Origin of the sequence: Microseira sp. BLCC-F43 (genome assembly GCF_041929235.1) — a bacterium.
GTDB lineage: Bacteria > Cyanobacteriota > Cyanobacteriia > Cyanobacteriales > Aerosakkonemataceae > Microseira.
Genome location: NZ_JBHFNP010000002.1, coordinates 127048 through 151540, shown reverse-complemented (window position 1 = coordinate 151540; position 24493 = coordinate 127048). Strand labels below are relative to the sequence as shown.

At 44.1% G+C, this 24493-nt stretch carries 23 protein-coding genes and 2 CRISPR repeat arrays; of the genes, 5 read left to right on the top strand and 18 right to left on the bottom strand.

The window, feature by feature from the left end:
• Nucleotides 1–146: 146 nt before the first annotated feature.
• The 13 genes from ACE1CM_RS00790 to cas10 form a co-directional block, all read right to left on the bottom strand.
• Nucleotides 147–452, bottom strand: a complete 306-nt coding sequence (locus ACE1CM_RS00790) for a transcriptional regulator (protein ID WP_374875498.1) — start codon at nt 450–452, stop codon at nt 147–149.
• Nucleotides 453–524: 72 nt separating this feature from the next.
• On the bottom strand, nt 525–1160 hold the full coding sequence (locus ACE1CM_RS00785) for a hypothetical protein (protein ID WP_374875497.1): 636 nt from the start codon (nt 1158–1160) through the stop codon (nt 525–527).
• Between the two features lie 19 nt (nt 1161–1179).
• The gene (locus ACE1CM_RS00780; RefSeq protein ID WP_374875496.1) at nt 1180–2214 is read right to left on the bottom strand and encodes an RAMP superfamily CRISPR-associated protein; all 1035 of its coding nucleotides are present in this window, start codon (nt 2212–2214) and stop codon (nt 1180–1182) included.
• Nucleotides 2211–2699: a hypothetical protein gene (locus ACE1CM_RS00775; protein WP_374875495.1), complete on the bottom strand. Its 489-nt coding sequence runs from the start codon at nt 2697–2699 to the stop codon at nt 2211–2213. Before ACE1CM_RS00775 ends, ACE1CM_RS00780 begins: the two co-directional genes overlap by 4 nt.
• On the bottom strand, nt 2696–3646 hold the full coding sequence (locus ACE1CM_RS00770; RefSeq protein ID WP_374875494.1) for an RAMP superfamily CRISPR-associated protein: 951 nt from the start codon (nt 3644–3646) through the stop codon (nt 2696–2698). Before ACE1CM_RS00770 ends, ACE1CM_RS00775 begins: the two co-directional genes overlap by 4 nt.
• 27 nt (nt 3647–3673) lie before the next feature.
• Nucleotides 3674–4294, bottom strand: a complete 621-nt coding sequence (locus ACE1CM_RS00765; RefSeq protein ID WP_374875493.1) for a hypothetical protein — start codon at nt 4292–4294, stop codon at nt 3674–3676.
• Nucleotides 4295–4322: 28 nt separating this feature from the next.
• On the bottom strand, nt 4323–5183 hold the full coding sequence (csx7, locus tag ACE1CM_RS00760; protein ID WP_374875492.1) for a CRISPR-associated RAMP protein Csx7: 861 nt from the start codon (nt 5181–5183) through the stop codon (nt 4323–4325).
• Between the two features lie 21 nt (nt 5184–5204).
• Nucleotides 5205–5774, bottom strand: coding sequence for a Uma2 family endonuclease (locus ACE1CM_RS00755; protein ID WP_374875491.1), 570 nt, complete (start codon nt 5772–5774; stop codon nt 5205–5207).
• Between the two features lie 57 nt (nt 5775–5831).
• Complete coding sequence (locus ACE1CM_RS00750) at nt 5832–6992, bottom strand: putative CRISPR-associated protein (RefSeq protein WP_374875490.1); 1161 nt, start codon at nt 6990–6992, stop codon at nt 5832–5834.
• A gap of 38 nt (nt 6993–7030) precedes the next feature.
• On the bottom strand, nt 7031–7543 hold the full coding sequence (locus tag ACE1CM_RS00745; protein WP_374875489.1) for a hypothetical protein: 513 nt from the start codon (nt 7541–7543) through the stop codon (nt 7031–7033).
• A 2-nt stretch (nt 7544–7545) separates the two neighbouring features.
• A complete protein-coding gene (gene csx10 / locus ACE1CM_RS00740) occupies nt 7546–8790 on the bottom strand; it encodes a CRISPR-associated RAMP protein Csx10 (protein WP_374875488.1) in 1245 nt (414 codons plus the stop codon).
• Nucleotides 8787–9497, bottom strand: coding sequence for an RAMP superfamily CRISPR-associated protein (locus ACE1CM_RS00735; protein WP_374875487.1), 711 nt, complete (start codon nt 9495–9497; stop codon nt 8787–8789). The genes csx10 and ACE1CM_RS00735 overlap by 4 nt, the downstream gene beginning before the upstream one ends.
• On the bottom strand, nt 9494–11845 hold the full coding sequence (gene cas10 / locus ACE1CM_RS00730) for a type III-B CRISPR-associated protein Cas10/Cmr2 (RefSeq protein ID WP_374875486.1): 2352 nt from the start codon (nt 11843–11845) through the stop codon (nt 9494–9496). Before cas10 ends, ACE1CM_RS00735 begins: the two co-directional genes overlap by 4 nt.
• Nucleotides 11846–12020: 175 nt before the next feature.
• Nucleotides 12021–13229: a CRISPR direct-repeat array (repeat unit 26 nt; unit sequence GTTTCCGTCCCCTTGCGGGGTGATGT).
• Between the two features lie 525 nt (nt 13230–13754).
• Between cas10 and ACE1CM_RS00725 the strand changes: the two genes are divergently transcribed.
• Together ACE1CM_RS00725 and ACE1CM_RS00720 are read left to right on the top strand one after the other, a co-directional pair.
• Nucleotides 13755–14045, top strand: coding sequence for a prevent-host-death protein (locus tag ACE1CM_RS00725; protein ID WP_374875485.1), 291 nt, complete (start codon nt 13755–13757; stop codon nt 14043–14045).
• Complete coding sequence (locus ACE1CM_RS00720) at nt 14029–14430, top strand: type II toxin-antitoxin system VapC family toxin (RefSeq protein WP_374875484.1); 402 nt, start codon at nt 14029–14031, stop codon at nt 14428–14430. Before ACE1CM_RS00725 ends, ACE1CM_RS00720 begins: the two co-directional genes overlap by 17 nt.
• Nucleotides 14431–14468: 38 nt before the next feature.
• Here ACE1CM_RS00720 and ACE1CM_RS00715 read toward each other — a convergent pair whose 3' ends face one another.
• The 3 genes from ACE1CM_RS00715 to ACE1CM_RS00705 form a co-directional block, all read right to left on the bottom strand.
• Nucleotides 14469–15065, bottom strand: a complete 597-nt coding sequence (locus tag ACE1CM_RS00715) for an HD domain-containing protein (RefSeq protein WP_374875483.1) — start codon at nt 15063–15065, stop codon at nt 14469–14471.
• Nucleotides 15058–16470, bottom strand: coding sequence for a TIGR03985 family CRISPR-associated protein (locus ACE1CM_RS00710; RefSeq protein WP_374875482.1), 1413 nt, complete (start codon nt 16468–16470; stop codon nt 15058–15060). The genes ACE1CM_RS00715 and ACE1CM_RS00710 overlap by 8 nt, the downstream gene beginning before the upstream one ends.
• Nucleotides 16471–16544: 74 nt before the next feature.
• Nucleotides 16545–16948: direct repeats of the CRISPR family, unit length 36 nt; unit sequence GTTTCCGTCCCCTTGCGGGGTGATGTAAGTGGAAAG.
• A gap of 281 nt (nt 16949–17229) precedes the next feature.
• Entirely contained in the window at nt 17230–17838 is a 609-nt protein-coding gene (locus ACE1CM_RS00705) for a Uma2 family endonuclease (protein WP_374875481.1), read from the bottom strand.
• A gap of 175 nt (nt 17839–18013) precedes the next feature.
• Here ACE1CM_RS00705 and crn3 (ACE1CM_RS00700) point away from each other — a divergent pair, with 175 nt between their 5' ends.
• Nucleotides 18014–18379, top strand: coding sequence for a CRISPR-associated ring nuclease Crn3/Csx3 (gene crn3, locus ACE1CM_RS00700; RefSeq protein ID WP_374875480.1), 366 nt, complete (start codon nt 18014–18016; stop codon nt 18377–18379).
• A 39-nt stretch (nt 18380–18418) separates the two neighbouring features.
• The gene (crn3, locus tag ACE1CM_RS00695) at nt 18419–19360 is read left to right on the top strand and encodes a CRISPR-associated ring nuclease Crn3/Csx3 (protein WP_374875479.1); all 942 of its coding nucleotides are present in this window, start codon (nt 18419–18421) and stop codon (nt 19358–19360) included.
• A gap of 95 nt (nt 19361–19455) precedes the next feature.
• Here the strand turns inward: crn3 (ACE1CM_RS00695) and ACE1CM_RS00690 are convergent, their stop codons facing one another.
• Nucleotides 19456–20472, bottom strand: a complete 1017-nt coding sequence (locus tag ACE1CM_RS00690) for a 2-hydroxyacid dehydrogenase (protein ID WP_374875478.1) — start codon at nt 20470–20472, stop codon at nt 19456–19458.
• 131 nt (nt 20473–20603) lie between these two features.
• Between ACE1CM_RS00690 and ACE1CM_RS00685 the strand changes: the two genes are divergently transcribed.
• Nucleotides 20604–20999: a low molecular weight protein tyrosine phosphatase family protein gene (locus tag ACE1CM_RS00685; protein ID WP_374875477.1), complete on the top strand. Its 396-nt coding sequence runs from the start codon at nt 20604–20606 to the stop codon at nt 20997–20999.
• A 506-nt stretch (nt 21000–21505) separates the two neighbouring features.
• Here ACE1CM_RS00685 and ACE1CM_RS00680 read toward each other — a convergent pair.
• Nucleotides 21506–23950 (bottom strand): phosphoketolase, encoded by a 2445-nt coding sequence (locus tag ACE1CM_RS00680; RefSeq protein WP_374875476.1) that lies wholly within the window; start codon nt 23948–23950, stop codon nt 21506–21508.
• Between the last annotated feature and the right edge of the window lie 543 nt (nt 23951–24493).

Sequence of the window (24493 nt, the reverse complement as noted above, 5' to 3'; positions counted from 1 at the left end):
TCGTTGAGAAACTTAAACTCTCTAGTCTTTTAAATCATAGCTGTCATTTTGAGAAAAGTCAAGCCATTATTAGCAAAAGACAAGGGGCAGGAATATTATAGTTTCCTGCCCCTTGTCTTTTGTTTCTGGATACTACTGAGTTGCAGTTAATCGAACTGAGCAAGAACGATTTCCTTGTCAGGGAAATTAGCTACTAATTTTAGACTGCCACCAAGATCCTGGATGTAGCGAGAGAGGGTAGAGACTTGAATATCTTCTGGGTTATCCAGGTCAGAAAAAGCAGACTCAAAAGTGCTGAGGTCTTTTTCCAAATCCTCATCTGTATAACCCAAAGACTTTCGCTGTTCCAAAAGGGTAAGATGGAGTAACGCGAGTTGATCGCGAATTTTGTTTCTTGCTCTTCGCTCTGGTGTCATCCGATTTCGCAATTCACTAAAAGGCTTTGTTTTCATATCAATCCTTCATTTTAAAATATCTTTATTATTCTCTGAAGCAAGGAAGTAGCAACAAAAAATAGAGTTGTTTCAGTCAGTGCATTTAACCTTTCTGATGCTGCCGTCTTCCTTAAGGTCTAAAACTTCCACCTTGACTACTTGACCTTCGGAGAGAAATTGTGCCTTTTTTGGTTCTTTTTCAGTCAATTTAATCGTTCCCAGAATTTCATATGTCACCTTATTCCCTTTTACGGCAGTAACCTTGGCTTCTAAGATTTGACCAATGGTAAAATTATGAGCGCTAATGACTTCAGCGATTTCTGCTTGACGTGCTGACTCGATGACTGGGGCGGTAATTTCTCCAATTGGTTCGGCATTTTGTTGGTAATAGCGCATTAAACGAGATGCCCAACCCAAAATTTGCAGCATCATGGGGGCATCATTTTGATAAGCTTTTAGGTATTGGCTGCAAGCTTTTTCCATGCTTTCGTAATATTCAGAAGTTCGCTTGCTATGTCCGATGTGTCTGCCATTCTTTACCAGGGTTTTGAGATAATCAAAAAATTTGGTTCCAGCATTTTCTTGATGAACAAAAGCGCGAAGGTAAGCGATCGCTTTCCCCAATTCGTTCGCATCGGCATTCTCTTTAACCAGAGTTTGCGCGATCGCATGAGCAATTTGCCATTGCACTTCTGTCAGAGATTGGGCAAAAAATTCAACTGTCATAGTTGGGCATCTCTCAGGGTTAGTACATATTTTCTGGAGGTTCTCGATCTGTGGGATATTTCAGCACCGCAGCTAACTCCTGCAACTGCTGAGATTGAACTAACTGTTGTCGGTGTGCTTCTGCGATTGCTTTTTGCATCATCTGTTGCAGTTGGTTTCCTGCAAGTTGAGTTGGTTTTGACTCGTAGGATAAATAGCGCTCGCGCAAATTAGGAGGTTGTTCTAGCAGCGTTATTTCTACCGTCATCGTTCCCATTCCAATCGGTTTACCGCCTCCCACTTTTAAAGCAATAGGATATTTTGGTTGATCTTGTCCTAATACAATCAACAGCGTTCCGAGTTCAGCTTGGGTTAAATTTCGATAATGCAATCGAGTCGTAAAAACAAATTCCTTCACCGCTTGTTGGATGGGAAACCCTTGTTGCTGTCCTTTATCAACCGCTTTAATTGTATGGTAATAAAACTTGCGCCCTGCTACTTTACCTTGCTTAAAATAGTTATGCTTAGCTTCAGAACGCGGACGATATAAAGAAGGTATAAAACCCGCCCGAAAACCCGCCGATTTGCAGCGAGCATCGGTAAAATGAATTAATCCTTGCCAATCCATCGCCCCAAATACCCGACTTGCAGGACACAAACGCTGTTTATCTCTACAGGGTAAACGTTCGGGCGGAATGTCGTTTTTGTATCTTGGCGTAATCACTGCCAAGGTACTATTTGTAATCGCTTCATACACCGACCGCACCACACCCTTAAGCGAACTACCGGGAATAATTAATTGTCCCTCAGTTCCCTGCATCATTGTTTTAATCAAGGGAATACTTTTTTGTCCCACATCGCTTCCCATCACCACAACACCCGTTGCAACGTGGAGTGCTGTTTGCACTTTTAAAGTCAGGTGTAAAATTCCGTGACAGCGGTTTTCATGATATTTATCCTGCCCAATAGGTTGCTGTAATTGCGGTCTTTCCTTCGGGAAAGAAACCATTGCGTAGGGTTTGGGCGCAGGCGTTTCAGAGGATTGATTAAACGGGCGAGGTCGTTGAGTTGTCATTGCGGCATTTCCACAGTTAGAGCAACAAAATGCACGGTTGAAGTATTGGCATCAATAAAATAGCGTTGCGCTAATTTAGGTTTGTTTGTTTGGGTTTTATCTTCGGAAAATCTGGGAGCGAGACTTTCGGGGTAAATGAGCGATCGCGGAAAGCGAGTTTCATCGGTACGATAGCCATAAGCGTCTCGCTGTTGGGTTTTCCAGTTACCATCAATCGCAGTAAATCCCGCTGTTTCTCCGTTGTTTGATAGGATTAGAACGGTGTATAAACCAGGTTTTTGTTGTTTCCAGCGTAGTTCGCGATCAAAATTAAACATCTGTCCTTCTGGACTTGGAAACTCTTCCGGCAATTTCTCCAAAATTCCGCTAACTGCGTGAGGCCATCTCAAAAAATAATAGCCAGGTTGATGAGACATTGATTGCAACAGTTCTCTCAACTCTTCCTGTGTAAAAAGTTGTTCGCTAACACCAACAAAAGCATTCATACAACTTCTAACCTCCGACGCCAAGAACGAACCGATCTCATAAATAAATCTTGCACTTGTACATCTCCTTGCCATTGCAACTCTACCCCACAACCGAGAGGCATTGAGTTAGCAATAACGGGGGTTTCTTGTTCATCATCAGCAGGAAAACCGTAACGTTCTCGTTCGTCTGGTTCTAGAAAAACTCCCGCACCTAACAGCAGATTATTAGGCCATTGTTTTTGTGCGCCGATGCTGCAAATTTGTTCGTTTTCTAACACGCAACCGGGATATCGCACCAGGGCTGAATTAAGTTTGATTTCAACCATTCCTAAACCGCGAGATTTAGCAAACCCTAAACCAAACCAACCTTCATTTAAATCTCGCAATACTAAACCAATTAATCCTAATTGAGCTAAAGAGAAATTCTTCAGGTGAATTTTGGTCTTAAATTCGCCACTCGTGCAAACTTGGTAGTTAAATAATGCCCCTGGTATAACCGAACCAAATACCCGGTCAATTGCTACGCCATTGCGTTCTTCCAATTTCAACTGTTTGGAGTCAACTGGATAAGCATCTTCAATTCTAATCCGACTAGCAATAGCAGTATTGCCAAACATTTGGTCTGTAAAGGAAGATTGCCGATAAATTTCTCTGGGATCTGTAATGCTATCGAGATATTTCAGTTCGTCAAGATTGAGCGGGTTACTTGCCCAAAGAGTGTTAGGATTGTTTGGTTTGCGATCGCGTCCTACAGTCCTAACAATTCTCTCAGCATGAGCGCGAATTGCTCCTTTCAAAGAACTTCCCGGCAAATAAATCGAACGTCCCCCCGCGTGGTAAGTTTCGACAAATTCCATATCGGGTTTAGTCGGATCTGCTCCTTCTTTGCCCGATTTAATTAAAATGGGGCCACAAGGTAAGATGCTAATATCGATTGTGCATTGGTTAACAAATCGTTTGTGCATGATTTAAGTTGGCTCGATTGTTAGTAATTAAGCAGCTGCTAATTGATTTAGCTGCATTTCACATTGTTGGAAAATATAGTTGACAAGAGCAAATAGGCGATCTATTTCCTGAATAGAATATAAAGCCTGTTGATGCGTAAACTTCTGATTTTCAAGTTTGCCAAACTCCCATCCTTTACCATTAGAAACAATCCCAAAAATAGTAACTTTTAGTTCATCATTCAATTTTTGGGCTGCAATCATTTCAGCTAGACACTGCGCCCAGCCTTCGTCGAATTTGTCTTGCTTAGCCTCAACTAACAAGAAATATGGCTTGTCAAAAACGAATTTTCCCAAAGGAGAACGTTTAGCCAAAATATATTCAGGAAAACCACAAAGATTCTGGTCGTAGGTAAGAGACTTATGGCTCCATAAAACAAACTTACTATAATAAAGTTTCCAAACTTCTTTGAGAACTGGATATATCAAATTTTCGCAAACAGCAAACTCTGAATTGTCTACAACTGCTTCTCGCATCATAAATTGTAAGTCTTGCCGAAAATAGTCAGAAATACTAAATTCGGCTTCTCCCATAAAATTACCTTCGGTGTAAGTTACCTGAAATTCTTGTAGAACTTCACCGATATCTTTGTAATTACTGAAACCCATATTTACCTCCTATAAGCAAGTTCGTGTTTTATGCTTGAGTTGTTTGAGTGTTAGATACTTGAGAGATTTTATTGTTCAGATGCTCGATGAGTTTTCCTACCCATTCATCTTTGTAGTCAGCAGCATCTTCGTAGGCGGTTTCATCTTCTCTGACTAGCTTTTGTAGGTATTCTAACAAAAATTTTGGATTGCCTTCAACATCAATCCAGCGCATTTTGTCAATTTCCAGTTTAACAACGCCTAAACCGCGCGATCGCCCGCCACCCAATGGTATTTGTTCTGTCTCAAATTGGTGCAATCCGATTGTTAATAAACCCAGTTCCCAATCCTCAGCATTTTCCACAACAGCTTTAAATTCAAAAGGCGTTCCTGCTGGCACAACTTGGAAATCATATAATTTCCCATCAGCAGCAGTTTCGGTATCTCGATCGATAGAAACCCCATCTCTTTCTTGATATTGTCCGAACCAAGCATCAGGTTGTACAGTTAAATCTCGTACTTGAAATTTACTTGCTACCCAAGGAGAACCAAATAAACAAGAAACCAAATCTGTTTGGTTCAGAATCGCTTTTGTGAGATCGAGATCGTTAGTATTTTGCTCTTTCAGTTCTTTCATTTCCTTGGAAGTAATCGACCACTCATCCTCAATTGCGGGGTTAGCGACGAGTTTGCGATCGCTTCCCACAATACCACGTAGAAAGCTTTCTACGCGCGATCGCAACGCACCCTTAAAACTCGACCCCGGTATCAAAGGTCTACCCAAAGCATCTTTAATCACAGGTAAATCCGATCCAATTGGTTCAGTAGAACGACCTGCACTGATGCGGAGTGCAGTTACAGTCCAGAGAGTTCCTGCGATCTCCAGTCTATTTTTGAATGTGTCAAACATAAACTTACCCAAATAATTAAATTAATTCAACATTAACCAGCTAAACACATCTTGTGCAGATAGCTGTAGCGTATTTTCCAAAGAACTCAAAACAGGCAGCATATCGCCATCTTGCTTAATTTCCGGTTGTTTTCCTGGTTTAAATATCATTACCAGTTTCTCTTGAGGATCGATTAACCATCCCAATTCTGTACCGCGATCTAAACAGAATAAAATATTATCAATGACGCGGGTTGGGCTTTGTTCTGGCGATAATATTTCTATCGTCCAATCTGGATGGATTTCAAAGCTATTCTCAATTTCTCCATTAGCATCTAGAGGAATTCGCTGCCAGGAAAAAACAGTTATATCTGGGATAATTGATCTGCCGCCAAAGGTACAGCGCAACTCTGTAAAAGCACGAGCTATACGTTGAGGAATAGCAACTTGATTGATTGTCGGTGCTAAAAAAGTTTGGACGGCACTATGTTTTCCTTTTGGCATGGGTTTTTGGTATATGTTTCCGTTGATGTATTCACTAGCAGGTTTGGTTTCTGGCAGTTCCAGAAATTCTGATAAGGATAGTTTAGGCGGAGATTGGATTGAGGTCATAGTTGTGAGTAATTTTAACTAACGGTATTTTGGAGAATGGAGAAGCGATCGCAATAATTAGGGGTTGTCATTGACATAATCATGTTCTCCATAATGGCGCAGGTATAGCTTGCGGTCTTTGGTAATACAACTGACTCGCCAACCAGTATTTTTTATGTAAAAGTGATCGATTTGATTCTTTTTTACTCCTCCTTCACATTTTTGTCCTCCTTCATATCTAGTAAAGTGCAACCTAGAATCAAACCGAGTGGTGTCTCCATTAAATTTGAGCATTGAACCAGATACTTCAGCAAGTACCTCGTGCAATTCAAACTTTTTTTGAGCGTTGACATTATTTTTTTGATAGTCTTTGACAAAAGACTTTTCATAAACCAAGCAAGGAAATTCTAATAAATCTTGGGCGAGAAGTTCCCGTTTACAGTTATTCCAAGTCAGTTTTCCCCAGTTGCTCAGCGTTACTTCTTCGCCAACTACAAATATCAAAGTTTCAGGGACATTCTGAAGTTCTGATAGTTTAACCGAAACGCCTACTTCTGAAGCCATCAGAGCAAATTCAACTGGCTTGATTGCTGATTTATCAACTTGTATCGGTAAACGAGGAATTGTAATAATGTCTCGATTCCCTTCAAAAATGTAAATAATTTCATGAGCGTAAAACATGCCAATGGTGTTAGCGAATCCTTGAATCGCTTTGAAGCCACCAACTAAGTTAAAACAAATTTGATAACCACTATCTTTATAACCAGGAACAATATTATCAATCCAGTTCAAAAGTTCATCAATACCGTTGGTAAAAACTTCAGTGCTGCTTGCTGAGAAACCTTTGGGTATATATATATTAACATTTAAACCCTGTTTACGCAGAAACTCTTCTAGCATTTTTGCGGTAACTTGGTCTTGTGCTGTGTCGCTAGCAATTAACCAATGAATATCTTGACTACCTTGACTTAATTGTTCTTTGTATAAGCCATAGATGCCATTCAATTCAGCGCTAGCATCTCTGATTTCGATGGTATTAGCATTATTAAGCTTGTCTTCAGCCCTGTGCTTTAATTCCTGAATTATATCTAAAACTTCAGGGTAAGATTGACTAATCTGTTTGTGAGTAAGATTAGCAGTTTTTTTTAACATATCTTCCCAACCTTTTGGATCGCGTCGCTCGCGGATTTCATTGGTTAGTAAACTCGTGCCAACAGTTGAAATAACTAGACGAGGCATAATTTATCTCCTTTTTGATACTTGGTCGCTCTTGATATTTATTGATTTGGCTTACTTTCACCTACTAAAGCTGTATGCTCACGCGCCAGATAGCCTAGATAGAGTTGGGCAAGTTTAAGGTGAATATTTTTTTCGAGCTTCTCTCTATTTTGATGATCTTCCAAATAAGGAGCTAAAGAATTACCTTTTGGAATAGCCCTTCTCAATCGTTCCACAATTTCACGAGCATCTTGGCTCAAGTTATTTAGGTCATCAACTACTGCTTTCGCAAATAGTTCATTATCCTTGGAATTTTTCCAAATTGGACTTGACTCTTTACGCCCGACTTGATAACGAATATAGTTTTTGAGCACCTCAAGTGAGGAGCTAGGTTCAGTAGCAACAGCAAGAACATTTCTAAAGGGAGATTTTTTATCTTTGCTGGCAATTGAGAATTTTTTAGCTATCGGTATTACTTTTTCGCATATTATATCATCCATTTGGTTACTAAGTTCCCGTTCAAGTCTTAATGCTAATTGTTCTCTTAAGAAGAGATCTAGAAGTTCATCCATTTCTAAACTGCCTCCTCACGCATAATTAAATGAAATTCATCACAAACTCGAATCTGACCAAAGCCTTCACAAGTGCGATCGCCTACTCCCCTAACTTCCAAATCTCCTAATTTTTCCATCCATAGTTTCGCCTGAGCTGTACTAAATAAATAAACTCCTCCCTTATTTGTAATCAACTCCACATCCTTCATCAATCCCCAAGCAGAATTCCAACCAGATAGATAGTCATAACTACTGTAAGCAGCGTGGAGTTTCAAAGATGAATCGCTGACTCCGGCAAACTCCTGAAGCATATCTTCTGAAATAACAGTAGTGCGTCGCCAATTTTCTTTTAATATAGCATCAGATTGTAGATCGATAGTGAAATAAGTGCGATTTTGTAGTAAATCTTCTAGAGGTTGTTTATAAATTTCTTTCCATTCATTCCATCGCCGAGCCAATTTATCATGAAACTCCTTGAGTCTATCTTCTACCAATGGCTTAACAGCTTTTGCCTCTACAGGCGACTTGGCTGTAATTTTAACTCGCCCTAATCCCCGTGAAATTGAACCTCCTAATCGCAAATCTTCCTGGTGATTATTGATAAAGTTTTGTAGAGAATTGGCGAGTTCATCAGCGACTATAATTGCCCCAGAATAGACAACAGGTTTTTCTTTCTTGCCTTTACTCTTAGACTCATTCAAAACTTCAATACTGTAAAGTACCCTTTCTTCTGATGTTGCTCTGCGGCGATTAATACCAACTCTTGTGAGCAAACGAGTAGTTGCATAAAAACTGTAGTATTCTTCATTATATTCGCTGTAAAAGCCAGTGAAAGCGTCAACTCGATCTCCATCATTTGGACAATTGGGATCGTAAAGCTGACCAAACCTTTCAGCACAGAATCGATCTATTAGTGTATCGAAAACACCATTTTTTTCGGGCGTAAATCCCGGCTTTCTTTTGGAACTGAGTGCAGTATTAGGTAAGACTTTGATATTGTTATGAATGACAATATCATCATCAATATTCAAACTTGCAGGATAGGCATTTTGGAAAATTGCTGGATTATCTCCCAAAAACAAACTGTGAAAATTGTCGCTAGCAGTAATAGGTGTATTAGCTCGTTTTAGTATGTAATCTGCAACTGCTCCTCGAATCACTGTACCGGGAATGTAGCTTTCTGCTTCACTTATCGATCCACCTGGTTTTTGTCTGCCAATTGCTAAAGGAGATAGGGCTTTAATTTCTAAATTAATCTTTTTCATTTCTCATCTCCTTTTGCTAGAAAATCCCATGCTGCTTGTGACAAAGTTATGTCAGGAAATTCCCAATGCAGCCATCCTAAACCAGCAGATTTACTACCACCTAAAGCATGAATATGTCGCAATCCAGCTAAAATTAATGCTCCGGCGTAATCTGGCGTATCAGATAGGTGAATGTGTCCTGTAAAGTTTAGTTGGGCATTTGCTGGTGAAGTTTCTAGAAGGTAAAGTTTTTGTTCTTCAGCTACGCGACGGCGGCGATTGATTGTGACACCTGGGCGCAATACTTCTGGTAAGTTTTCTGGATCTTCGGTACAGATTAAGTCATCAAATAAGATGCGAGAAGGCAAAACTGGATTGCCGAATATTTGACAAATTAGGCAATGTTTCCCCTCGTAACCTGGTACTTGATATTCCGGGCGATCGAAGTTTTCGGTTAAACCTGCTCTTTGAGGACACATGGTTTGAGGATTGGGAGAATAACAAACCGCCCAACGCAAACCTCTGGCAATCTTTTCGCACTCGTGGCGCAATCGACCTTTAATTTGAGAGGCAGGAATTAGTAAATTTCCTTCTGAATTGCGAACAATTGGTTTATCAGCTAGGGAACCAGAAGAGCCACCTGCACCAACGCACAAAGCTGAATCTATTATAGCAGTAATTTTGTACGATGTCAGCTTAGAGTTTGATAATTCGTCAAGATAAATCACGATTTAACCTCCATTTTCGCTGGCTCTGATTCTAAGATATTGTCATCTTCAGTGGCAACAAATTCATATAAATCTACCATGTCTCGCCAAATGGTTTCGTAAAATGGATCTTCAGGATTTTTTGGATCTAATTTGCCATCGTCGTACATCCAAGGAGCAAGATTGCCTTCATTACTTTTCGCTTGACACCAAGCTTCTTCAAACTGTGTTTGCAATTCTTGTTTTCCTTGTTTCAATCGCGTGCGGAAATAGCGATAGTTGAGAATAGCTGTATGCTTTCCTCGTTCTAATAAACTGCGAATTTGGTAGAGTTGCGATTTGGGAAATTTAGCGGTTTTCAAAGCTTCGATGGAGGCGATTAATCCTCCTAGTTCGTGCAATGTATAAGGAGTAGCATAAAGTTTGAGGTTGGGTTTGATTTTTTTGAACAATGCTTCTTGGCGAAATGCTTTCACATCCGATGAAATCATCGTCACAGATTTTAGTGCCATTACATCTACCGTTCCCCCACAATATCCTGCTTTTTTGAGCTTTTTGGCTCGTTCTTTGGCTGATTTCAGTAATTGATCGACGAAATCTTTGGCGTAGTATATAGGGGTATTAGATGCCGCAATCAGTACGCCGCTGGAGGTGCTGAGTTGGCATTTGGAAGGGGGAGCGTCTGTAGGTTTGTAGCGATGGATTTTTTTCGGATCGATGGGTTTATTAGATCGTTTGATTTGATAGTTTCCCTTGATTTGTTCTGCGGGGGTTGGATTTTCTACTAATGGCTGTTGCTTGAGTAAAATTTGTTCAAATCTTTCGCCGATTAGTTGAGCGATCGCCAACGCTTTATCTGCTGGTACAATCAGGAAAATATCATCCCCTCCAATCGTAATAATCTCAAACGGATGGACTAGATCGCCGTTATCAAGTGTAGAGTCTTCATCGTTAAAGTTTTGCAATTTGTGGGGATGCAAACTCTCTGCTAATGCTTGGTAAACAGCATACTCTGTCGCTAATTCGACATCTCTACTAAACTGCTGATATTCTTGGGGAGTGCGAATCTTTTGAATATAGCCGCCCATATTGTTGCCGTCGGCATAGATATAGGCAATAAACCCTTTACTAGCATTTGCTATATGGCTGAGGGTTTCGGCAATTTCAACTTTGTTGGGGTTAAAACTTTGATAGTATTTCTGTTGTAAAGTGGGATTTTTTTGCAGAAAGCGATCGAATCTATCTACCCAGCCTTCTACTCTAATACTTTGCCACTCTAATTGAGCGTTTTCGTACCAATTAGGAACTTGAGGCGAACCTTTTTTGGCTCTGTAACCCACTAAATGTTTCCGCGCCGATGTTTCGGAAAAATGCGTTTCTCTGGGTAATTCTGGCGGTTGAACTAATCTTACTGCTGAACGGCGATCGCTTCCATCTCGCATCAGGTAAGGATGGGTTTCAAACATGGGTGGATAGCGACGGCTAGGACGATTGTTGCGATTGTTGCCACTCCGCCTTTGATTAAAAAGAACCGCTAATTTAGTGGCGATTTCGTTAAAGCTCTTTCTATCTGCGAAAGCTTCTTCAACCGATACAGGTGATTCACTATCTTTCTCAGTTTTACTATTGTCTATATTGCCAAAGTAAGCCTGAACCAGCGGTTTTTGATAGTTCTGGCGATACCAATCTAGCCAAAGGGTTTCTTCTATTGACTCTTTTAACAATCCAAAGCGGATTTCTAGCAGTCTAAATGTATCTCCCACTGCACAGGAGTTTGCCGTCAAAGTTTCTTCTGTGTAGCGTTTTTCAATCGCATTAGCTAGGTCATCAACAAATGCCGCCGGACAAAATGCCAGTATATTACCGCCGGTTGAATAAATCACCAGTTCTGGAATTAGTGCTTCTGAAATTTGGGGCTGGTTGGGAATGGTATTATTAAGCCAGTTTTTAACATCAATGCACTGAGCGTTGTAGGTGTTTGAGTTTGGTTGGGGATTTTTGTTGAAAAAAGCTGGCAAATCAATTAAATTGATTCTGTCTAGTAAGGCAGATGCACCGCGAACATCCTGGATTTTGGCGGACTCAAATACATATTGCTTAATTTTGGTTGCTCCACCATAAACTAAACCGATACGGGTGGTTTGCTGCCATAAATTTTGATATTTATCTTTGAGTTCAGTTAGGGTTTTAGGGAAGTAATCTTTGGGAATAGCTTGCAGTTGCCGTACTTGCTCAACAATTGCTTTTACGTTCTCTGGAACTTGTGCGTCATTATGCAAAGCATCTCGCATTTGCTGCAACACAGCTAGTTCAAATTGAGGTTGACGCTGTTCTCCCCAAGCAAGACACCAGGAAAGCGCAATTGTCATCGATTTGTCTGAGTCAATCATATTAGGGTTGCGGCTAGTTTGAGTTAGAGTAGGCGTCCCATCACTCTTTTTAGTGTTGTGCCATTATGGCATAGCCCTGGAAGTAGACTCTTCCAAAAACAGAATGATGTTTGGATCGCCTGGATGAATTTGATAGACGCAACGCCTGAACAGTGTTTTCGTCCCCTTGCGGGGTGATGTTAATGCAAACTACCTTCAGCCAGTTTGACGCGATCAGCTACACCCTCACGTTTCCGTCCCCTTGCGGGGTGATGTAAGTGGAAAGGTGATATTTAATGACCGTTAAGAAAGCTGCGAAAAAGGTTTCCGTCCCCTTGCGGGGTGATGTAAATGTAAAGCTCAGGGACAAGCTCCACCTGTACCAGAAGCTCCGCCAGTTTCCGTCCCCTTGCGGGGTGATCTAAGTGGAAAGGCCGCAATATTTTGCGTTCCATTTCGATGAGCGCGTGTTTTCGTCCCCTTGCGGGGTGATGTGGATGTAAAGTCCAGCCAGCATTATGCGGCCATGCCGGTGGCTCGTTTCCGTCCCCTTGCGGGGTGATGTGGATGTAAAGTCGATCTGCTGGAGCATTCCGGAACGCCTGAATGGCTCATCCGTTTCCGTCCCCTTGCGGGGTGATGTGGATGTAAAGTGCTAACAGTGCTTTGCCACGTGTCAAGCGAGCCGTTTCCGTCCCCTTGCGGGGTGATGTGGATGTAAAGCCGATTTTGCACGGATGTGCCAAAGTCAGCACCTGGGTATCGTTTCCGTCCCCTTGCGGGGTGATGTGGATGTAAAGTGACCAACCGCATCCTGGATCTGGCCGACATCCGTTGGTTTCCGTCCCCTTGCGGGGTGATGTGGATGTAAAGGTTGCGACCAACGCAGGGGTGCGGTTTGAAGTCTCCTGCGGTTTCCGTCCCCTTGCGGGGTGATGTGGATGTAAAGGATACCATATGACTCCTCAAAGGGTTTCATTCTGTTTCCGTCCCCTTGCGGGGTGATGTGGATGTAAAGCGCAATTTGTCTCCTGTTGCAAAAAGCGCCGCCCAAGTTTCCGTCCCCTTGCGGGGTGATGTGGATGTAAAGGCACCCAAGCCCGAGCCGCAAACCGGCAAACTTGGGATCTCGTTTCCGTCCCCTTGCGGGGTGATGTGGATGTAAAGTGTTTAATTTTGAAGGTATTCAAGTAGAAGAAACCGTTTCCGTCCCCTTACGGGGTGATGTGGATGTAAAGAAAAACATGGCTCAAGATTTTTGCCAGCACGGCGTGGTGTTTCCGTCCCCTTACGGGGTGATGTGGATGTAAAGTACTTTATTGTTATAACGCTAGGTTAGTTTTTTACCGTTTCCGTCCCCTTACGGGGTGATGTGGATGTAAAGATTTCGTCCAGGAAGCCTTACCAGGACTGGGTTTCAGGCTGCAAATCGACACAGGTATATTTACCATGTCAATTATTGCGGGGTCATTTGCAATAAACGGAAAAATCAAAGCTTGAAACCCAGACTGTGTAAGCAATCGACACACTTCAACGAAGTTATGCAGTTTTCAAGGATCGGGGGAGGTGTGTCGATGACACGATACCAAATAAGTTAGGGTAAACAAGAGAAATTTGTCAACCCCCGGAAGAGAGAAAGTTTGGTGGCAGTTTGGGGCGCGGCACTGAAGTGCCTACTACGAACTGTGCGGCACTGAAGTGCCTACTACGAACTGTGCGATCGCACCATTGCGATCGCATCTCCTACCCCGCTACGGCAAAGACTTGCTCTGCGGTTATTTCTAAGCTTGGGAAAGTTAGAGAAATAAGTAACAGCATAGTGAAAAACGCATCTATAGCGATCGCTAGTTCTGATACATGGGAACAGAAATGCTATAAAGATTAATAACTGACAATTTTTTAGAAATCCATGAACTGGAAAATTTACGAAGCAAAACAGAAATTTTCTGAACTTATCGATGCCTCAGTTGCAGAACCTCAACTGATTTACGATCGAGACAAACTGGTAGCAGCCGTGGTAGAAGCTGAAATCTTTCAGGAATTCTTAGTTTGGCAGCAACAGCACCGTAAACCTTCCCTGGCAGATGCTTTTGCCCAATTGCGTCAGATTTGTGCAGAGGAAAATTATAATCTAGAAGTTCCTGCTCGTGAAGATCGTGCCAATTCGTTTCTAGATAGTCTCTGTGACATTTCTTTGTGACACCAATATTATCAGCGAACTATCACGCCCCCAACCCAACCCAGGAGTATTAGCGTGGAGTACCCAAGTTTCATCTATTTCATTGAGTGTAATTACCGTAGAAGAAATCGCTTACGGTTTAGCCTCAAAACCGAATGCCAGAGTGCAAAACTGGTTTGAGCAATTCCTCAAAACTTATTGCCAAATCATCCCCATTACTGCTGAAATTGCCCAGTTTTCCGGCGAATTGCGAGATCGCTTGCGAACTCAGGGGAAACCTCGTACCCAAGCAGATATGCTAATTGCAGCTACTGCCCACTTGCATCAACTCACTTTGGTAACGCGAAACACCCGTGATTTTGACGATTGCAATATTTCGCTGCTAAATCCGTTCGCTGAACCTTAAAAAAGAACCGCAAGCATCTCAAGATCAAAAGACCCAACCTACCTCCCACTACCCTCAAACCAACCACCCAACTCTCTCACACTCTTTTCCAATTCTTCAACCATCCAACTCTTACTTACCTGACGATAAACTTCCAATTGCGCTTGCTGCAACCATAAAATATCTTCTTTACTCCCGCGAAACTGACTCCAAATCGCCTCTCCTTTTAACCGCAAATTGATTAACATCCCGCGAATATTGTTCAATTTATCTGCTAGCATCACTCGCTGCACCGATGGAGAGGCGCAACGCAACTGTGCTAAATATTGCAACTTATGTTCTTTCCAACTCGCGAATAAACTCGCATCTGGTTCGGTGCAACCATCGACAATTTCCACCACCTTTTGCCCAAACCGATGTAAAATTTCTAACCTGGTTGCCGCCCCGCCTTGGTCTTCCACCGCGTCGTGCAACAAAGCTGAAATTGCTTCATCTTCATCTCCGCCATCTTCCAATACCAACGCCGCTACTCCCAATAAATGGGCGATGTAGGGTATGCCCGTGACTTTGCGACGTTGCTTTGCGTGGAGTTGCGTTGCATAAGTCAGCGCCGCCTCAAAGCGCGAGGTTAAATTTGTTACCGAGCCTTCATTCATGATAAAGTTTCCATTCTTGTTGTACTTCCCTTGCTGCCCGTTCTCGCAGTTCCACGGGTAGCAAAATTTCTACGCGGGGTCGCCACGCCCGCAATCGCTGCATCACGTTGGGGTCGTTTTGGCGATAGGTGGCGCGGTAGTATGCATCACTAGGCGATCGCGCGCGCCACACTTTCAGCATCGCTGATCGCTGTTCTCCGTTTAAACTCTGGCGAATCAGCTTTCCCACGGTTTGATAGTCCACCGCTTTAAACGTGGCGTGACGATAGGTGTTGCGGATATAACGGTCATCCCACTCCCGGTCAAATCTCAGTAATAACATCAGAGCCGGTTGGTAATAATCAAAACCCCAAGCTTCTGCCATTGCCAGTTCGATTTCGTCTGGTGTGGGCAATGTCCCCGTGCTATACCGCTGTTTCAGCGCCGGGGGAACCCGCGCCGCGTCCCAACTCAGGGGTTCGATGTTCTCAATGCGGTCGAGGCGATAGTTGCGCCAGTCGAGTTGTTTGGCTTCTCCCGGCGGCAGTTCCCCAAATCCACAGAGATAGGGGCCGCGCTGGTAGTAATAGATACACACGGGATAGACAACGGCGGCGAGGGTTTTTTGCTGCGAAGCATTCCAGTAAGTTAGCAAAATCGGCGGGATGACTTTTTGTTCCCAGAGGGTGCGGAGTTGTGCTTGCCATTCATCGACGCGATCTATTTTAGTGATGACATATTCGACGTGGACGAAAAAGCGTTGTTGTCCTTGGAGACGTGCAGAAAGATTATCTGCGATCGCTGCCAAATCCGGTTGCGTGAGAAACTCGAGATTGTAGGTGCTTAAACCTGCATCCGCTTGTGCGATCGCACCGGGTGTGAAAGGGCGATCGCTCACCCGATAATATAGATGACCGCTGCGTTTGAGCCATTGCAGTTCAGCCAAAACTGGCAAATCCGCCGCCAAGGCGCGGCGAGTCAAATTAAACAGACGAGTTTCCCACAATTTTTCCAGGTTATCCGGACAAAGGTGGTGTCGTCGGAGTATGTCTGCAAATTGCTGCTGCTGTTGTTCGACTGCGGAAGCAAAGGTGGAATCTCGCAACCAAGTTTCCCATTCCAACTGAGTGAAACTGAGATGCGGACTAAATAACCATGCCGCAACGGTTTTTCCGCAGAAACATTCCCTCTCATGCAGTCCGGGTTTTTCCTCTCCCTTGGGGTGCGTCTCGCTGAAGAAAGCATTCCGCCAATCCGCATAGCCAAACGGTTCTGGCAAATTGAGCTTTGTTGCTGCTTCCCCATACAGAAAATGCAGCCACACCCACAAGCGCAACGCCTGTAGCAGTTGTTGTTTTAAATTTCCCCGCGCCAACGATTGCAACAATTCTACGCTGGGTGGGTCGCTCCAAGGTTGGTTGAGCATTTGTGGATTCGTGCGATCGTTTTTCTAATATCGCTTATGTTGGAAGTTTGCGATTCCAAATTTTTCTCGTTAGGCTTTTCGTCCCCTTGCGGGGAGATGTGAATGTAAAGTACTGGGATTGTCACCCCGGTCTCGAGAGCATTTATCGGTTTCCGTCCCCTTGCGGGGTGATGTCAGTGGAAAGATCAAATATCTCCGGGTTCGCCGTTTCCGGGACGAGTTTCCGTCCCCTTGCGGGGTGATGTAAGTGGAAAGGTTTGCCCCCGGCAAGCATTTCTAGTGGCTCTTGCTCAAGGTTTCCGTCCCCTTGCGGGGTGATGTAAGTGGAAAGCGGTGTATTCCACGGCTGGGCCATCATGGCCCTGACCGTGTTTCCGTCCCCTTGCGGGGTGATGTAAGTGGAAAGTAAAGGATGTATCCGGCTTTATCAACGATGCAATCAGTTTCCGTCCCCTTGCGGGGTGATGTAAGTGGAAAGAGTTCGTCCAGGAAGCCTTACCAGGACTGGGTTTCAGACTGCAAATCGACACCAGAAAATTTACCTGTCAATAAAGGGGGGGTCATTTGCAATAAACGGAAAATTAAAAGCTTGAAACCCAGACTGTGTAAGCAATCGACACCAGTCAACGAAGTTATGCGGTTTTCAAGGATCTGGCGAGTGGTGTCGATGACACTACACAAAACAAGTTAAGGTAAACAACAAAAATTTGTCAACCCCCATAAGAGAGAAAGTTTAGTTTCAGATTCGGGTGCGATCGCCTACCCCGCAGCGGCAAAAACTTGCTCTGCGGTTATTTCTAAGTTTGGGAAAGTTGGAGAAATAATGCGTTCTCCACCACGAAAAAGCTGTCCTTGATACACCCCTTCAACTAACTGGAGAACGGTAATCGTCGGCGGTTTATCTATACCGATAAATTGCCGTCCGCCAAGTCCGAGATAGTCTACAATCCAATATTCCGGAATACCCAGTGCGGCGTAATCCTCGACTTTGCGAGCATAGTCATTTGACCAGTTAGTGCTGACAACTTCTGCCACCAATTTGACAGAACTTCCCAGTGTAATAATAGGTTCCTGTTGCCAAAGTGGTTCGTTAGCGATCGCAGCTTTATCCAAAATCGCCACATCGGGACCCAAAGCGGTAGATTGTCCGAGGGGTTTAATCAAACAGCGGGTGGGTGTAAACCAACGGACGCAGAGGCGGTCTATTTCTACATTGAATTTGCGAATCAGAAAAGCTGCAACCTCCTCATGGGGGCCAGTTGGTTCCATATCAATTAATTCTCCATCAATCAACTCATAGCGATCGCGATCGCCATAATCCGCGATAAACTCCTCAAAACTGAGCGATTTTGGAATAGCTTGAACCATTGCCGCTATTGGGTGATGGGTGAACGAGGAAACAAACCCAGTTTCTTTGCTGGTGCTGTTAGTCTAGCATTGCGTGAAGGGATGCGATCTCGGAGCGCGATCGCTCCCATCTTTGGAAGAGCATCCTTCCAACGCCTTGCTAAAGTAACAGCATACTCAAAAACGCACCTATACAATGACAGCCATCGAACTAAAACTCATCCCCAATCGAACCGAATCGGGAATCAACTACCAACACCTGCACATCCAGATGACAGCGCCCGATGGACTAATCGAACCCGCCGATCTCAAAACCTTATTCCTACCTGAAAATATGGTTTGGAGTCAAGGCGTAGTCATCGAAGGAAAAGCGCCAATATGGTTATACGCCTATCTCGTTCACGCCTGCCATCCCGCCGCTTGGGTAGCTTGCTTCGATCCTCGTTTAGGAGAAGCAAAACCACAATCTGGAGGTGCAATAGTCGTCGCCGCCCACACCCGCGAAGTTGTAGTCGGACAGGTATTGCCAGTTGACTTACCTGATGCCATATTTCAAAAGTAAAGATGGCTTTTTCGCGCCACAGCAACGCGCGAGGACAATATGAATCTGGACTGGCAAAAACAAGTTAGTTTGGAAGTAACCCAACTAAAAACAACCGAGGGAAATTACCAAACCCTATTAATCAACTTACTTCCACCAAGAGAACTGATCGCCCCAGATATTTTACCTCACTTAGAACTACCGGGAGAACTAGATTTAAATCGAGAGGTAATACTGTTTGGTCAAGCACCGATTTGGTTATACGTAAATTTAACCAAACGATGTCGATCTGTTCCTTGGTTAGCTTGTTATGATGCCCGAAAGAACCTAGCCGTTATCGTCCAAAGTCAAGTAGCAGAAAAAGCACCCGGAGATACCATATCTGCCTCGCTCAACCAAACCCCTTGTCCTGCTATTTTAATCGGTGGTCTTCCCGATAGCGGTAAGAGCGTTTTAGCCAATACATTGCGCTGGGATTTACTCAAAAAAAACCTCAACAAACAAATCTTTCTGCATCGATCCAACTGGGATGGACAAGGAAATTGGGCATACGAAACTGCCAATCGACAGCTAGTTGAAAGACTGGTGCGAGAGAATGAATTCCGCATCCATGAAAATGACCTGACTCGTCATTTAATCCCAGATTATTTTGAAAAAAATAGTCGAGATGTCAAAAATTTACGCGAGTTAGTTGATTTAGTAATAGTCGATGTGGGAGGAAAGCCACAACTAGAAAAGATACCTCTGGTAGAGCAATGCACCCATTATATCATCATCAGCAAATCTCCTGAAAAGATTGGAGAATGGCACGAACTTTGCCGACCAAAATTGCAGCCATTGGCAGTCATTCACAGCGTTTTAGAAAAAACAATAGAGGTTTTATCAACAAATCCTTTCCTAGAAATAGTTGCGGGTATTTGGCGGGAAGGAGAAATGTTAACCGTCCCGGATGTGTTGTTGGAACCAGTTCTAAGGGAAATCCGTTGGCATCGGAATTACTAATCTCTTTTCTCTTTCTCTGCGTCCTCTGCGCCTCTGCGGTTTAATCATTCAGACACAACCGGAAATGATATGAAAGGCGTTTTTCCCCCAATTCCTTAAGCAGGTGTTTTCGTTTTCTGTTTGGCGCTAATCTCATTCGGACAATGACGACCTTGCTCGAAATCGCTAATATTTGATAAAGTCGTTTCGGCGATGTTCTGCAAGGCGTTTGAGGTAAAAAATGCTTGATGCGCGGTAACAATCACGTTGGGAAAGGTCAGCAAACGCTCGAATTCGTCGTCTTGGATAATTTCATCGGACATATCTTCAAAAAACAGATCCGATTCTCTTTCGTATACATCCAAACCCAAATAACCGATTTTACGAGATTTTAGACCTTCGATCGCCGCATTCGTATCAACTAGCGCACCGCGACTGGTATTAATTAGCATCACACCGGGTTTCATTTGCGCGATCGCACTCTCATCGATCAAATGGTGCGTTTCGTGCGTCAGCGGACAATGCAAGGTAATAATATCAGATTCGGCAAACAATTGTGCCAATTCCACGTACTTCCCTCCCAACGCCTTAAACTCCTCGTTGGGATAGACATCATAGCCAAGTATATGACAGCCGAATCCCTTCAAAATCTGCCCCACCACTTGACCAATTTTTCCCGTACCGACAATTCCAACCGTGCGATCGTGCAGATCGAAACCCATCAATCCATTGATGGAAAAATCCCCTTCCCGCACTCGATAGTAAGCGCGATGAAACTTGCGATTGAGAGTTAGCATTAATCCTACCGTATGTTCCGCCACCGCATAAGGCGAATAAGCAGGAACCCGCACCACGGTAAAACCCAAATCGGCGGCGACAGATAAATCTACATGATTAAAACCCGCAGATCGCAAGGCTAACAAGCGAGTGCCATGTGCGGCGAGAATTTCTAAAGTAGGCGCATCGAGTTGGTCGTTGATAAACGCGCAAATTGCTGGAAATCCAGCAGCGAGAATCGCCGTATCCCGATTTAATTGCGGTTCAAAAAACACCAACTCGTGACCAAAGTTGGCATTTGCTGGTTCTAGAAACTGGCGATCGTAGGATTTGGTACTAAAAACTGCAACTTTCATTATGGTAATTGGTAATTGGTAATTGGTAATTGCTAATTGCGTAGAACTTGTTGGTTAAGGCTCGCATTCAATCCAACCTACCTCTCTTCGTCCCCCTTGGCAAGGGGGGTTGGGGGGATCTATACTCCTGGGTGACGCTGCATGACGATGTGCGATCGCATCAACATCTAATGGTTCTCTACTTTGCTAAACTGTTGTTTATGAAATTATTATTTGTTTGCAGCCAGAATCGACTCCGCAGTCCTACAGCCGAAGCAGTATTTTCCGAGTACGAGGGATTAGAGGTTGACTCAGCCGGATTGGATCGAGAAGCAGAAATACCTTTATCTACTGAGGCCATTCAGTGGGCTGATATTATTTTTGTGATGGAGAAAACCCATCGCAGCAAACTATCAAAAAAGTTTCAGCCTTGGCTCAAAAATAAACGAGTAATCTGCCTAGATATTCCCGATGAGTTTGAATATATGGAGCCATCTCTGGTTGAGTTACTCAAGAAAAAAGTATTACCACTGCTAGGAACTTTTTAGGGGTAGGAATGGTTGGGTAACACTCGCGTTCAACCCAACCTACCTCTACCTTGGCAAGGGTAGGACTACCTCTGATATGATGTCCTGTCGATTACCCATAATCGGAAGCCGGGACACGGCATTATTAACGTTATCTGTTTGTCGGAGATATCTCTTTAGCCTTAGTCCCTACGCAACAACAGAGTGATGTTTTTTTATTATGGGCAATTCAACGGACATGATATGAAAGTCCCCCTTGGCAAGCGTAGGACTACCTCTGTTCGCCCCCTTGGCAAGCGTAGGACTACCTCTGTTCGCCCCCCTTGGCAAGCGTAGGACTACCTCTGTTCGCCCCCCTTGGCAAGCGTAGGACTACCTCTGTTCGCCCCCCTTGGCAAGCAAGCGTAGGACTACCTCTGTTCGCCCCCCTTGGCAAGCAAGCGTAGGACTACCTCTGTTCGCCCCCCTTGGCAAGCGTAGGACTACCTCTGTTCGCCCCCCTTGGCAAGGGGGGTTGGGGGGGATCGTCAATAAGGCCACTTCCAGTCGCGCATTTCTTCCTTATCGATGCCGTGTTCGTAAGCGTAATTGAGATTATCCAAAATTTCGTTCTTCATCCGTTCTTTGACGTAAGCAGCAGCGGAACGCAATTTAGGAACGCGATCGATGACATCAATTACCAGATTAAACCGATCGATTTGATTGTCGATCGCTAACTCTAAAGGAGTGTTGATATTTCCCCTTTCTTTATACCCTCGCACGTGGATGCGATGCTGGTTCGTGCGACGATAGGTGAGTTTGTGAATTAACCAGGGATAGCCGTGGAAGTTAAAGATAATCGGCTTATCGGGGGTGAATAATGTATCAAAATCCGTATCTGATAAGCCGTGGGGGTGTTCGGTATCTGGCATTAGTTTGAACAAGTCAACCACGTTAATAAACCGGATCTTGAGGTCGGGGAATTCTTCGCGCAAAATAGCAGTTGCAGCTAGGGCTTCTTTAGTAGGAACGTCGCCACAGCAAGCGATTACCGCATCGGGGACATCGGGTTCTTTGCCGCAGTCGTCGTTACTCGCCCATTCCCAAATTCCAATACCTTTGGCGCAATGTTTAATCGCTTCGTTCATGTTGAGGTATTGGAGGTGCTTTTGCTTGTCAGCAACGATGACATTGACGCAGTCTGTACTCCGCAAGCATCGATCTGCGATCGCAAGTAAGCAATTAGCATCTGGAGGTAGATACATCCGCGTGACGAGGGGACTCTTATTCGTCACCAAATCGAGGAAACCGGGGTCTTGGTGCGAAAATCCGTTATGGTCTTGACGCCAAACTGTGGAAGACAGCAGGATATTCAACGAGGAAATCGGCGATCGCCAGGGTACGTGCCGCTTGCTGATGTGCAACCATTTGGCGTGTTGGTTGAACATCGAGTCGATCACGTGGGAAAAGGCTTCGTAGGTGTGGAAAAAGCCGTGGCGTCCGGTTAGTAAATATCCTTCTAACCAACCTTCTAAAGTATGTTCGCTCAACATTTCCATCACCCGACCTTCTGGCGATAGTTCGCTACCGTCTAAGTCTTCGGGCAGGTATTCCGCCAGCCACATTTTTTTGCTGACTTCGTAGATCGCGGTGAGGCGATTGGACGCGGTTTCATCGGGGCCAAATACGCGGAAAGTGGTCATGTTTTGCCGCATCACGTCGCGCAACAGAAAGCCCAAATGCTTGGTAGTTTCGGTTTCAGTTGAGGCGGGTTTGGGCACATCAACGGCGTATTTTTTGAAGTCGGGCATCCGCAATTGTTTCCGCACTTGTCCGCCGTTGGTAATTGGGTTGGCACTCATGCGGCGATGTCCGGTTGGGGCTAATTCTTTTAATTCGGGAATCAGTCTACCTTGGTCATCAAAGAGTTCTTCTGGTTTGTAACTTTTTAGCCAGTCTTCTAGTATCTTCAAGTGACCGGGATTTTTATGCACATCTGACATTGGCACTTGGTGACTACGCCAAAATCCCTCGGTTTTGTGTCCGTCTACTTCTTTTGGTCCTGTCCAACCTTTGGGCGATCGCAAAACAATCATAGGCCAACGCGGACGAGTCGCCACCCCACTAGCGCGGGCTTCTTGTTGAATCTCGCGGATCTCTTTTATACAATGTTCCAGAGTTGCAGCCATTGCCTGGTGCATCGTTTCCGGGTCATCCCCGGCGACAAAGTAGGGCGTGTAACCATAACCCTCAAACAGTTTTTGCAACTCCTCGTGGCTCACTCGGGCGAGGATGGTAGGATTGGCGATTTTATAACCGTTGAGGTGTAAAATCGGCAACACCGCACCATCCCGTATCGGGTTGATGAACTTGTTCGAGTGCCAAGCAGTCGCCAAAGGTCCGGTTTCGGCTTCCCCATCTCCCACGATCGCTGTCACAATCAAATCTGGGTTGTCAAATGCCGCCCCATAGGCGTGGGAGAGGCTATAACCCAACTCGCCGCCTTCGTGGATCGAACCGGGGGTTTCGGGGGTGCAATGGCTACCAATCCCCCCAGGGTAGGAGAATTGCAAGAAGAACTTTTGCAGCCCTTCCTCATCTTCGCTCTTGTCGGGATAGATTTCCGAATAGGTTCCTTCTAGGTAAGCAGGTGCTAGTATCGCCGGGGCGCCGTGACCGGGACCTGTAACAAATATCATGTTCAGGTCATATTTTTTGATCAGCCGGTTGAGGTGGATGTAGGCTAAACTCATGCCGGGATCGGAACCCCAGTGTCCCAAAAGCCGATTTTTCACATGTTCGGGTTTGAGGGGTTCTTTTAATAGGGGATTTCCCCGCAGATAAATCATGCCGACGGCTAAGTAATTACACGCACGCCAGTAGGCATCAATTTTGCGGAGTTCTTCAGGACTCAGGGGCGACCCGTCAACGGTGGCTTTGGCCTTTCCGAATGCACTGATGTCAAAAGTTGGTTTTGGTGGCGTTGCTACCATTTTTTGTCATCTCCGTTTATAGGGTTGCTTAATCGTTGTGCGAATTTGACACATTTAACCTCTACCATCGGTTAGATTTTGTTTTTGTAACTATCAAAACAATTTTTACTTTTCAATCTGATGGTTTTGAGGCTTCGCACGTTTCCTTGGATACTATAGCAATCCTTTTTAATTTTTGCTAATTAATGAACCGCAAATCTGTATGGGCAGTGTCCCCGTGCCTGCCCCAATAGCCGAGGTTTAAAGAAGAGATTTATACAAGTAAAAAACTGTAGCGTTAATTTGTTTAAAATTGGGTTAATTTAAGATTAAATTTTCCGGCATGTAAATTTTAGGAAAATTTTAGATTTCCTGCTCCGTCAGCTAACCCATAGCAATTTTCCCAATACTCCCTTAAGCATTGATAATAATGGTAAAATGCTAATTGCTAATTGCTAATGGCTAATTGCTAATTGCGTTCTGCTCGTCATATAACATTTTTCCCGATTCAGCCATTAGCCATTAGCCATTAGCCGCTATGCATGAGACATAATATGGTTTATA